Source organism: Desulfosarcina sp. BuS5, assembly GCF_028752835.1.
GTDB lineage: Bacteria > Desulfobacterota > Desulfobacteria > Desulfobacterales > BuS5 > BuS5.
Map to the genome: position 1 here is coordinate 425842 of NZ_CP087952.1, position 12412 is coordinate 438253.

Below are 12412 nucleotides of genomic sequence, written 5' to 3' on the forward strand. Positions count from 1 at the left end.
TGTGCCTAATGTCAACGAAAATTATGGATTGGGGGCTGAAACTAAAAAAACAGATGATATCATTTTGCACACAACTTTGGTCATGGAAAGAAGTATTTATCTCAACTTATGATGACCCTGAATCTTTAGGGATGGCTCGGTATATGCAAAAATTTTGGCAAATACGCTGCGTATCGGCCAAAGGTCCAAAAAGTAGTTCTCAGCGCAAACCAGAAACTTACCATACCCACAAAAAAAATTTTATCTTTCTTAAACCCGTTGAAAAATAAATTTTTAATAATGCTGCCTATGGCAGTTACTTCCAAAATTAGAATTGCTGTAGGCTGTTGATTTTGGTTGACAACCTGTATGATTAAGCATAAAAAAAGCTTTTAGTCGGGACGTGGCTCAGCCTGGTAGAGCACAGCGTTCGGGACGCTGGGGTCGCTGGTTCAAATCCAGTCGTCCCGACCAAATTTATAGATTTTTATGGCTGTTTGTATAAAAATACGGTTTTAAAAAATATGTGAAACTGTGGAATTAATTATGTGAAAATCTATAGGTTTTAAGATAATGATTTTGAGCATCAGAGAATGAAAAAGGCGTATTTTCATACTCCGTCAACCGATAAAGCCTATATCCGGTTATGACAAATTCTATAACGCTTCTCCTGTTAAACACTCAATTTTACATATTATTCCTCTTGTGTACCTTTATCTGCATTCCGTTTTTTGTCATAATAGTTGCAATACAGGCCTTGTTTTTATCCCACCGCAGCACAATGGAACGGTTCCGCCGGGCGATAAAATGGTACGGAATCATTGTAATCAAAGTGTTGCCATTCCCGTTTGTACGCATAATATACGAAGATCTTGATCAGGATAAAAGTATTGTTCCGTGTATTTATATTTGTAATCACAGGTCAACCTCGGACCCTTTTCTAATGTCCCTGCTTCCGTTTGAATTGGTGCAGGTGGTTAACAAGTGGCCGTTTCGTATACCGATTTTGGGAATATTTGCTAAATGGTCCGGGTACCTGAGCGTTAACGAGATGGCCTTTGAAGAATTCTCATCCAGGGTTTCAACGCTCTTGGATCAGGGGGTTTCCATTGCTGCCTTTCCTGAAGGTACCAGGTCCGGCGGTAAAAATATGGGCCAGTTTCACGGGGCCATGTTCCGCATAGCCCTTCAAACCAGATGCCCTATAGTTCCTGTTTGCATTACAGGGAACGAAATGATACCATTAAAAGGCTCCCTTTTGCTAAGGCCGGGCAGAATCCGTATTCGTAAGCTAAAAGCTTTAAAATGGGAAGATTACAAAGATTTAACACCTTTTAAATTTAAAAATCTCGTCCGGAATATTCTTGCCGGAGAGATGATCAGTGTAGAGAAATAATGACTGATGAATTATTCGGATATCATGACATAGGATTCTCTTCATCTGGTGTTATAAAAAAACTGCAGGAAAAGATTTTGCGGCGGCATCTTGTTTACTGTAAAAAGCATTCTCCACATTACAGAAAAAAATTTAAAAAATTTGATTTTGACAATTTTTCCTTAAACAGGTTACATGAGCTTCCTTTTACGGTAAAATCGGATATCAGCCGGTGCAATGAAGATTTTCTGGCTGTTGCCTGTGATAAAATAGTTGATATAGTTATGACCTCCGGGACAACCGGTCTTCCTTTGAAAATGATGTACACAGGTGCGGATCTTGACCGGCTGGCGTATAATGAAGAAAAATCTTTGGCAGGGTGCGGTATAACTGATAAGGATAGAGTACTTTTAACCTGTACTCTGGACAGATGCTTTATTGCGGGACTCGCCTATTTCCTGGGGGTACGAAGCATCGGCGCAGCAGCAGTGAGAAACGGCCAGAACAGCCTGGAGAGTCAGGTTGAAATTATCAAGCTGATGCGGCCGACTATTATTGTGGGGGTTCCGTCCTTTTTGATAAAATTAGGTATGTATATTGCAAATACAGGAGCTGATCCTCGAAAAACCGGGATTACCGGCCTTGTTTGCATAGGTGAACCTGTCCGGGATATGGATCTGAAACTATTAAAAACAGGAAAAGACTTAACAAATATCTGGAATGCAAATCTCTTTTCCACTTATGCTTCTACTGAAACCGTCACTACTTTTTGTGAATGTGAGCAACAAGAAGGAGGGCACCTGCATCCTGACCTGGCGATTGCAGAGATAGTAGATGAACTCGGCAATCCGGTGCCATCCGGCACAGCCGGAGAGGTTGTTATTACGCCACTCTCGGTGGAGGGGATGCCGCTGGTTCGTTATAAAACAGGTGACATCAGTTTTTTGATAGATGAGCCGTGCCAATGCGGCCGATTTACGCCCCGACTGGGTCCGATTCTCGGCCGAAAAAAACAGATGATTAAATTAAAGGGGACCACCCTTTATCCTCAATCAATCTATTCAGCTCTGAACGAAATTGATGAAATAGAAGATTATTATATAGTAGTTACCTCTAAAAATTTACTTTCGGATGAGGTTGTAATTCATACAGCGGTAAATGATAAAATTTATACCGCGCAAAAAATAGCAACAAAACTTCGGGCAAAGCTGCGTGTAAAACCTGATATAGTTATTACCGATAAAAAAAATGTTGAAAAGCATATCAACCGCCCTGGATCAAGGAAACACATCCGTTTTATTGACAGGAGATAAGAATATTCAATGAGTTGTTCCAGCCAGATCCACAATTTTGAATTCAAAATGGAGGATATTGAAAAAGCCGTCAAAAGCGGCCGGCTCCTCTCTATGGAAATAGAAGTGACTCTTAAATGCAATTTTCGATGTCCTTATTGTTATGTGCCGGACAAGGCAGCCCCTGAAAACGAATTATCACTGGATGAGATCAAGGACGTTATTCTGCAGGCCAGGGGTTTGGGCGCCGAAAAAATTATTCTGCTGGGCGGAGAGCCCGCGATTCATCCGAATATTCTGACAATTATCCGGTTTATCAGGGATCATGCTCTGGAGGTTGAGATGTTTACCAACGGATCGATGATTACTGAAGGTTTTGCGAAAGAATTATACAAAAACCGGGTCAGGGTTGTATTAAAAATGAATACCTTTGATGAAAAGCTTCAGGATTTGCTAACCGGCAAAAATGGTTCATTTAAGGTTATCCATAAAGCCTTAAGCAATCTCCGTCAGGCCGGATATCCATCAGAACAGACCTTCCTGGCTGTCAGTACAATCATCTGCCGGCAAAATCTCGATGAAATCCCGGAACTTTGGCGCTGGCTGCGGGATCGTGATATTGCCCCCTACTTTGAGATCATAACACCCCAGGAAAATGCTCTGACAAATGAGTGGCTGAATGTCCGCCCTGAAAAATTAAAAGATGTATTTTACCTGGTTTCGGAAATAGACCGGAAAGAGTATGGATATGTCTGGGACCCGCAACCGCCCCTGATGGGAAACAGATGTATGCGGCATCAATTTTCCTGCCTTGTTACTTCCAGGGGCGATGTTATGCCCTGTGTCGGGATTAACATTCCGGTGGGCAGCATCAGAAAAAAAAGACTGGCCGATATCATCAAAGATAGTGAAGTACTGCAAAACCTGAAAAATTATAAACAAACAATCAAGGGTCCGTGCGGCGCATGCGAAAAGGCCGACACATGCTACGGATGTCGGGGAGCTGCCTTTCAAATGACCGGGGATTATCTTGCATCCGACCCTCTCTGCTGGAAAAATATAGATAAGAGAGATGAGATTGTGAGTCTGCCATGCCCGATTAATGGTCTTATTCCGCAAAAACCACCCATGAGGGTGGTCGATAATATCCTCATGATTGGAGAACGTACTGCCGAGGTTTCCGTAACAATCGCAGAGGATATGCCCTTTATCGGACAGGATGGAGTTATCGATGAAACTGTCTACCTGGAAATGATGGCCCAGAGTATAGCAGCGTTTAACGGTTTCATGCATGCCGGTATGACTTCTTGCTCCCATGAAGGTCTTCTGCTCGGTGCTAAAAAGCTGACAATCTCAGGACAATCAAAAGTTGGAGACAGGCTGAACATTTCAATATTCAAACAGGCGCGCTATGGTGATTTCGGCATCATAAAAGGTATTATTACCCGGGAAGATGAAGTGATTGCCGACGGTGAGATAAAAATCTGGCAAAAAATCTGACTCTACGTGGTTTTTGTTAATGAAAAAAAAAGCATACCTTCTTATAATATTCTATCTTGTAGTTTTTGCCGGTTACGGCGCCTGTTTTGCTAAAGAGCCTGAAAATGTCTGTGATGAAATCGGCGGGGTGCTGACAAGGCTTGAGCATAATATGTCGGAGATCAATAGTATCTCATCCGGCTTTGTCCAGGAAAAGGATCTGGCCCTGTTTAAAAACAGGCTTGTCATTAAAGGATTTGTTTACTTAAAAAAACCGGATCTTTTAGCCTGGTATGTTACTGAACCGCTAAGATACAAGGTAGTCATTAAAGGTGATACTATTGCTCAGTGGGATGAAGAAACAAACAAAACCCAAAAAATTTCTATTAAAAAAAATTCTGCCTTGCAAACAGTCTTTGAACAGATGAATAAATGGTTTTCAGGTACATACGGTTCCATGACCAATGAATACCGGATCATGCTTCTCAGCCGGGCGCCGGTATCGCTCCGCTTTATTCCCAAAAATGGAACTTATGCCTATAACGCCATCAGCAGCGTCACGGTAACCTTCCGGGATGATGAACGTTATATTAAAAAAATAGAAATCAACGAAAAAACAGGCGACCGCACAAAACTGACATTTGTCAATACATTTTTAAACGAAACTATCGACGATGCCGCGTGGGAGGTTAAACCACGTGCTAAGTAAGCTTTTTGGCGGTATTTTCGACTCAGCGGCAACTCATAAAAAATTGGTGGGAATAATCGCCCTGCTGCTGACCATAGCCTCCGCCGCCGGCCTTGTTTATATTCGGTTTGACAACAACGTGGAACTGATGCTGCCCGCGAATGACGAAATCTGCAAAAGCATGCGTTTTCTGCGGGAATCGGATATCTCCGACAAGGTCATCATCTCTTTTCAGCTGAAGTCATCACAATTTACAACGATTGATCTTATTGCAGCAGTCGACACGTTTTGCGCTTCATTAAATACGCCTCTTGTAACAGATGTGGTAACCGGTATTGCAGAATACAATATAATGGGTGACATGCTTGATTTTTTAAAGTATGTCCCGCAGCTTACAAATCAACAAGCCCTCAATAAAATTGACCGGCAAATTTCTCCACAGGGCGTAAAAACGGCGCTTTTCAACAACTACCGCAGTCTTCTCGGCCCGGCCGGATCTTTTATGTCTGAATTTATCAGCTCCGACCCCCTCGGTATAAACTACAAATACCTGCATTCGCTGGAAAAACTGACAAATTCATTCGGTTATAAGATAAACATCAAAAACGGCCATTTTATCAGTTCCGACGGGACCCATGCCATGGTTATTTTAAAAACACCGGTTGTATTAACCGACGGTTTTGGATCAAAAAAACTCATAAACTATATCAAGACCCGTCTGAATGACCTTCCCGATTATGTTACGGCGGATATAATTGCCGGACATATGCATACCATCAGCAATGAGACTGTAATTAAAAAAGACATCTTTTTAACGCTTTCGATCTCCACCATTGTATTCTTATTATTATTTTTCTTTTTTTTCAGCGACATAAAAGCTGTTCTCCTTTTTGTTATCCCATTGGTCTCCGTTCTCGCGGCGATCAATATTACCTGTCTGATCCTGGATAAGCTTTCATACTTTATTATCGGAATGGGCGGCGTGATTGCCGGTATTGCCGTTGATTATGGAATCCACGTTTATATGGCGGTTCGCACGGGAGACGGCCGGCCTGATTCGGTAAAAAAGGTCTTTAAACCGATAGTAACAGGCGCTCTGACCACCATGGGTGTTTTTGCGGCTTTCTTTTTTTCTGATGTTGCAGGATACAGGCAACTCGCCCTGTTTTCGATTATAAGCATCCTGATATGTCTTTTATATGCTCTTTTCCTGTTGCCACACTTCCTTGGAAAAAAATCCTGCAAGTCCCAAAAAACAAGTTTAAATAAAAATCGATTTTTTAAAAAACCGGTTGCAGACCCGCTGATTGTCTGCTTCTGGGCCGGGTTTATGATATTTTTATTGATTTCATGCCGGGGGTTAATTTTTTCCAATGACATAAAGCAATTCGACGGAAGCGCGGCGGAAGTGCTCCAGGCAGAGCAGAATTTTCATCAGGTGTGGGGCGGTGCGCGGCAGCCGGCTGTTTTTGTTGTTTCCGGCCAAACTATTGAGGCCGCTCTTGAAAAAAACGAACGTATTTATAAAATCGCCACGGAAAAAATCGGGCAAAATAATTTCACCAGTTTTGCTTCCATTTGGCAGTCTGCCAAAACAAGGCAAGAAAACCTTTTGCGATGGAACAGATTCTGGAAGGAAAACCGTGCCTCAAAACTCAAAAAACTGATTGCCCGATATGGTGAACCATATAATTTCAGGGAAGATGCTTTTTTAAATTTTTTTGATAATATTACGGCAGGTACGATTATAAAAAACATTCCGGATCGACCGGAATTTTTTTCCGTTTTAAAAGATAGATTTGTTAAAAATAAAAAAGACGGGTTTGAAATCCTCTCTTTTTTCCCGGATGAGGAAAAATATGTCAGGCTCCTTTCAGAAGTGTGTGATGAATTCCCGGACACCTTTATTGTCTCCCGCAATCAGTTTGCAAATATTATTTCCCGGTCGATTGCCTCGGAAATTATTTATCTCGCAATTATTGCCGGTGTTATGATACCCCTGCTGGCAGTTCTACTCTTAAGGAATATCAAACTTGCGCTGCTATCGCTGATACCGGTATTAAGCAGCATTATGACAATCTGCGGAGCGCTGCCGTTAATAAAAATGCCGATGAATGCGCCCTCTGTAATCGCCGGCATGGTTGTGGTGGGTCTCTCAATTGATTACGGTATTTTCATGGTCTATACCTGTTATCATAAATTAAGAACCGGCACTTATACTGCTGTTACGCTTTCAGCGGTAACAACGTTGATAGGCGCCGGAGTACTTGTGTTTGCAAAACATCCAATGCTCTTTTCAATCGGTATTACCCTGGTTACCGGTATCCTGGCCGGATTTACGGCCTCTATCCTTGTGATTCCGGCCATGTTCAGGCTATGGACAACAAAAAAGGAGCCCTCATTCTCATGTTAAGGACTCGCTCAAAAATAAATTTACAGAATTGGCGCTCAGATTTAGGTTGGATTTGGACGCTCATATTGAGCAAAGCCGCAGGAATAGCGAGCTATTTCGAGGACTTTGCGGAATGAGGAGCGTGCAAAGGCAGCCTGAATATGAGATGCCAAAATGTGAAGTTATTTTTGAGCGAGTCCTCAGGTTGATATTGATTGCAGGCTTAATACTGCTATTGAGCGGATGCGCAAATAAAATACCATTTAAAAAAGCAGTCCTTGTTCCTGTGGAAGCTGTTGATCCGGAATCGGTTCGGGACAGCTTTGAGGCATCGCTCCCGCAAAGTTTTCAATTGATCAGTTCCACAGTTTTTAAATATAAAATGCATTCGTTTGCGGCCATCGGCGTGACCGGGATTGATACCCGGAAAAAAGAATTCACCCTGGCCTGTATTAACCCGATGGGTGTCAAACTGTTTGAACTGGCAGGCGATGAACAGGGTGTTGACTGCAGATTTGCAATGAAAGAATTTACACAAAAAGGTGATTTTGCCAAAATGGTGGCAAATGATATCAGGAGCATATATTTTGATCGGATTCCGGATAAAAATGCCGAAGTTGTTAAAAAAAATAAAAAAATTATTTTTTTTCAACCTGTCAACGGCGGGACAATGGAATATCTGTTTGGGGGTACAGGGAACCTGTTGATAGAGAAAAGATTTATAAAAAAGGGGCGTAAAATCTGGTCTGTTTTTTACTTTGAATATATCTCAAAAAAGGGTAAACTGCATCCCGCGGGAATTATTTTAAAGAATTATATTTATCGATATAAACTGGTTATACGTGCAAAAGGAAATCAATAAAATTTATTCTCCGGATCCCAGCGAAATCATTACCAAAAACCTTATCCATGCTTATCACATATTTAGGATAATTATCCTTAATTCGCTTAAGAACTGAAAATTCTCTTTCAATGGTTTCTGGTGATGCCAGTAAATAGGCAACCTGAATATATAGTTTTTTATTTTTTTTTTCAGCAATAAAATCGATCTCTTTGTTACCATATTTTCCAATATGGATATTAAATCCTCTTCTTTTAAGTTCAAGGAAGACAAGATTTTCAAGCATTCCCGAAATATCGGTCTCTTTATATCCCAGCATGGCATGCCTCAGGCTTAAATCACCGAGGTAATATTTTTCATGTAGTTCCAGCAGGCGTTTCCCTTTTATGTCATAACGGGATGTTTTATGTATCGCAAATGTAGACAAAAGATACGAAATATAATTCTGAACAGTTTCTATCCCCACTTTCATTTTTTGCGATTTGATAAAGTCGGATATCTTTTTTGCTGAGAAAATATTACCCACATTATCAAAAACATACTGGGTAATTTTTTCAAGAAGATATACGTTCCGAATACTGTTTCTTTTGATAACATCTTTTAAAAGTATGGTGCTGTATAATGAATTAATATATTGATAAATAACTTCTTCATGAAAATTAAAATGATGAATAGCAGGAAAACCTCCAAATTTCAGATACTTTAAAAATTCAGTTTCAATATCTTCTTTTTTATCATTTCTGAATAAAAGGAATTCTTCAAAGCTCAACGTATAAACAGGAAACTCGATAAATCGTCCGGAGATAAGTGTTGCTATTTCAGAAGAGAGAAGATGAGCATTTGAACCTGTAACATAGATATCGATATTACCTTGTGAAAACAATGAGGTTATTGCTTTTTCCCATTCAGCTATTTCCTGTATTTCATCTACAAAAAGATATTTTTTCCCTTTAATACCTTTGAAACACTTGATTACATACTGGTTAAGATCTCTGTAATCGGAAATAAATTCAAAATCAAGAGACTCTTTATTGATATAAAGGATGGCATTTTTATGCTCTGGATTTTGTTTAAGCATTTCAATAATCAGTTTTATCAAACAGCTTTTTCCAACCCGTCTCATTCCTGTAATAATTTTAATAACAGGCTTATCAATAAATGGTCTAATTTTATCTATATATAAGTTTCTTCCGTACATGATACTTTTCTCTATTTAGCAAAAAGGTTTCTGTATATCGAAAAGTAACAAGAAAAAAGCTGCGAGTCAATGGGAATTCCGTTTCTGGCCTTAACTTTCAGTTTCGGCCATACCGCCTGCCTGATGGCCTTGGCAGGGTAAGGAGAGGTGGCAGGCGGTAAACCTGTGTCAGTGGCTCTTATTTTGGGGAAAATCGAGGTTCTCTGACACGGTTCTATATTGGAGCCTGTCCCTTTAACGGGGCAGGTTATTTTTATTGCCGTTGAGAGGAAATAATAATTGTCGTTGATCATGAGTGAAGAAATCAGAATTTATGTGGCTTTTATTGTTTGTAAATGCAGCTCATAATCTCCTTGCTTAACCCTTGACGCCCCTAATGGTTTTATTTTGCTTTTATAGGATGCCCTCCAGGGATACCTGCTTTTAAATTTTTGAGTACGAAATAATTCCTGGGATACCTCCTGAATGGTTACACACCCATAACGATCATCACAAAACATATCCGGGGCTACCCTTATCAGCATCAAGACACTGCAAGTATCACAGAGAATATACATATCAGGAAGCCGCTTTTTTCATCCTGATCAATTCATCCTTAACTGCTTTTATGTCCAGCACACTTTCAATTCCAAGCATTTCTCCCAATTTTCTATTTGTAATACTGTCAATCTGGTTGAGAATGATACTTATAAAAAGAGGACTCAACTTTGAAATTTTTGTGACATAATCTCTGGGGTCATCGCCTGCAAACAAAATATCACCAATTGTGTGAAACCTTTTTTTAAAATTTGAGTCAGCGCCTCCAATTTTGAGATTAAAATCAGGATCAATAGTTTTAATCTGTTTTAGAATTCCAAATAAAGCATGCCTGTAAGTTTTTCCAAAAGTTTTCAGCTTGTTTACCTGAACTCCTGCAGGTAAGCCATTGATGACATCATATACCATATGCACATATTTCTCAGGGAATTGAATATAGTTTGCTACATTGTCACAAAAATTTTCCTCTTCAGCATCAAAAGCGTTATTTATCTGGATTTCGTCGCGTATTGCGTGTACGGCTTCATGTAAAACCGGAAAAATCAGATCAATAATATTTGTGCTGTTATTAACAAATACAACTCTATGCCCATGAATCTTTGTATAAAAAGCATAGGCTTTAATTTTTTCAGGAAAACACCGAAATATTACTTTAATTCCAAGTTGTTCCAAAAGAGAAAAAGTTTGTTCATAATCGGGAGGAATATCCTGACTGATTCCTGCTCTTTTTCGTAACTCTCCTGCAATTTTTTTTGCAGCTTCATCAGTTCGATTATGAACTCTTACAACAGGAACAACGCTTGAATTGGCATCATTTTTAAAAAGAACTTCATAGATTCCGGCCAGTTCAAGTGCATCTTTCTGCATTGCCGGTGTAACCTTGGCAGTTCTTCTTGTGCGATGGACGGGAACAGATATTGAATTGTCAAAATCTTTGGAAAAGAAGAAATCGGGATTTACTTTGAAAAGTTTGCAAAGATTAATTAAATGATTGCCCCTGGGAACCTGGCCATTGATCCAGTCATTTACTGTCTGCCTGGAAACACCTGTTTTTTTGGCTAATTTGACTATGGAAAAATTATTTTTCTTTATCAAATATTTAATCTTCTCCCCTGCCCATTCCATGACAACTCCTTTATTTTTTAATTTTATTAATCCATATTACAACCAATCTATAAAGTCAAGTTTATTTTACTTTTTTATACATAAAATATAGTCAATATCAATATGTGTAAAGTATAATGGCAGGAACAAGCACATACAAATATGGAAGCACTATCAGTTTGTTAATGCACGTTAAATCCGGCTTTCTGACCTTGGATTTTGAGCATTATTTTTTAACAACTATGCGAACATTCCTGGAAAATTATGTAGTGTCCATCCATAAATGGCTATTTCGTCCGATATCTGCGTTGCTCTAAAATCTTAATCCTCGAAATACTCAATGTATTCCTGTGGTTAAAATTTTAGAGCGCCTTGATCTCGAACAAACTATCCTATTTATGGATGGACACTATGTAACATCAAAAGACCAAGGCGGTCTTTGCCCGCAACCCAAGTCAGAGCGTGTCGCAATGGAAAACAAAGGCAAATCAAAACGGCAAAATACAATCCGGACATTCACCACCGCCGATCCATTCGGTTGAAAGGATATGATTATTCCCAACCGGGATTGTATTTTATCACCATTTGCACCCAAAACCGATTAAAATTATCAGATGATATTGAAAACAGTAAAATGATAGTAACTATTTAGCCGACCCGTAAATTCAGGGGACACAATCCCGATTTCCTGCGGAGAATTGGGTTATGTCCCCAAATTTACTTAATTTCACCAATATATTGAGCTTATTTACTTACGCTGAATAGTTACAAATGATATTGAATGATGGTCCATCGGATTTGGAACGAAATACCGAATGGTTTCCACAATATTCAATTGCATGAATTTATCATTATGCCAAACCATATTCACGGAATCATTGAAATCACCACCGTAGGGGCGGATTCCATATCCGCCCCATCCATATCCGCCAAAAATGATACAGGGGCAGAAATGGATTCTGCCTCTACACCAGCCATACCCGAAATTGTGCTATCATTTAAACAGCATACAACATTGGAGCTAATTTTTGAATTCTGAGGACACCTTGCTTAATTATTGACAAAAATCAGGGTATTTGGTTGTTATAAAATTATGGAATGAATAGCAAAAGCAGTGGCGCCGGGAATCCCGCATCATGTAACGCAACGGGGAAACAGGCGCCCTGTTGTAGCTGTTGTCGAATTCGGCATGATTATAGAAGACGGTGTGATAACTGAAACTGTTTTTGCCCTTGCCCTTGCCCTTGCAGGCCGAATTTGTTTCTATAGTAACAATTATAGAATTTTATCCCGTCAGGTTGGCTATGCAAAAGTTAGAAAATTGTTTTTTTAAGCAGGTTTTCAAGATAGAGCTGTTAATACATAATTGAATCCCCCTTTTTATTGTATTTCTCATCCCGGCAATAGTCTTTTAATATTTTCATCTTTTTCTTATTTATCTTTTTGTCCATTCAATGTATTCTTAAAAGATTACAAATCACCAAACAGTATCAACTTTCAGCGCAGCCGACGCTGAAAAAAGCGTTA

10 protein-coding genes and 1 tRNA gene are annotated in these 12412 nt (G+C 39.6%); 9 read left to right on the forward strand and 2 right to left on the reverse strand.

Going from position 1 to position 12412, the window contains the following annotated elements; translation table 11 throughout:
- The first annotated feature begins 8 nt into the window (after positions 1 to 8).
- The 8 genes from BuS5_RS02075 to BuS5_RS02110 all read left to right on the forward strand — a co-directional run bounded on the left by BuS5_RS02075 (position 9) and on the right by BuS5_RS02110 (position 8067).
- Positions 9 to 269 (forward strand): hypothetical protein, encoded by a 261-nt coding sequence (locus BuS5_RS02075; protein ID WP_027352618.1) that lies wholly within the window; start codon positions 9 to 11, stop codon positions 267 to 269.
- A 107-nt stretch (positions 270 to 376) separates the two neighbouring features.
- Positions 377 to 453: transfer RNA gene (locus BuS5_RS02080), tRNA-Pro, on the forward strand.
- A 307-nt stretch (positions 454 to 760) separates the two neighbouring features.
- Positions 761 to 1375, forward strand: coding sequence for a lysophospholipid acyltransferase family protein (locus BuS5_RS02085; protein ID WP_027352617.1), 615 nt, complete (start codon positions 761 to 763; stop codon positions 1373 to 1375).
- Positions 1375 to 2667, forward strand: a complete 1293-nt coding sequence (locus BuS5_RS02090; protein ID WP_051374501.1) for a phenylacetate--CoA ligase family protein — start codon at positions 1375 to 1377, stop codon at positions 2665 to 2667. Before BuS5_RS02085 ends, BuS5_RS02090 begins: the two co-directional genes overlap by 1 nt.
- A 9-nt stretch (positions 2668 to 2676) precedes the next feature.
- Entirely contained in the window at positions 2677 to 4146 is a 1470-nt protein-coding gene (locus BuS5_RS02095) for a radical SAM/SPASM domain-containing protein (RefSeq protein ID WP_084445491.1), read from the forward strand.
- A gap of 19 nt (positions 4147 to 4165) precedes the next feature.
- A complete protein-coding gene (locus BuS5_RS02100) occupies positions 4166 to 4834 on the forward strand; it encodes a LolA family protein (RefSeq protein WP_027352615.1) in 669 nt (222 codons plus the stop codon).
- On the forward strand, positions 4824 to 7226 hold the full coding sequence (locus BuS5_RS02105) for an MMPL family transporter (RefSeq protein ID WP_027352614.1): 2403 nt from the start codon (positions 4824 to 4826) through the stop codon (positions 7224 to 7226). The genes BuS5_RS02100 and BuS5_RS02105 overlap by 11 nt, the downstream gene beginning before the upstream one ends.
- A gap of 145 nt (positions 7227 to 7371) precedes the next feature.
- On the forward strand, positions 7372 to 8067 hold the full coding sequence (locus BuS5_RS02110) for a DUF3261 domain-containing protein (protein ID WP_157487284.1): 696 nt from the start codon (positions 7372 to 7374) through the stop codon (positions 8065 to 8067).
- Here the strand turns inward: BuS5_RS02110 and BuS5_RS02115 are convergent.
- The gene (locus BuS5_RS02115; RefSeq protein WP_027352612.1) at positions 8042 to 9244 is read right to left on the reverse strand and encodes an ATP-binding protein; all 1203 of its coding nucleotides are present in this window, start codon (positions 9242 to 9244) and stop codon (positions 8042 to 8044) included. The genes BuS5_RS02110 and BuS5_RS02115 overlap by 26 nt on opposite strands.
- A 558-nt stretch (positions 9245 to 9802) precedes the next feature.
- On the reverse strand, positions 9803 to 10906 hold the full coding sequence (locus BuS5_RS02120) for a helix-turn-helix domain-containing protein (protein ID WP_027352609.1): 1104 nt from the start codon (positions 10904 to 10906) through the stop codon (positions 9803 to 9805).
- A gap of 832 nt (positions 10907 to 11738) precedes the next feature.
- Here BuS5_RS02120 and BuS5_RS02125 point away from each other — a divergent pair.
- Positions 11739 to 11924 carry a hypothetical protein gene (locus BuS5_RS02125; RefSeq protein ID WP_157487282.1) on the forward strand — a complete coding sequence of 62 codons (186 nt, stop codon included), beginning with the start codon at positions 11739 to 11741 and terminating at the stop codon, positions 11922 to 11924.
- The last annotated feature ends 488 nt before the right edge of the window (positions 11925 to 12412 follow it).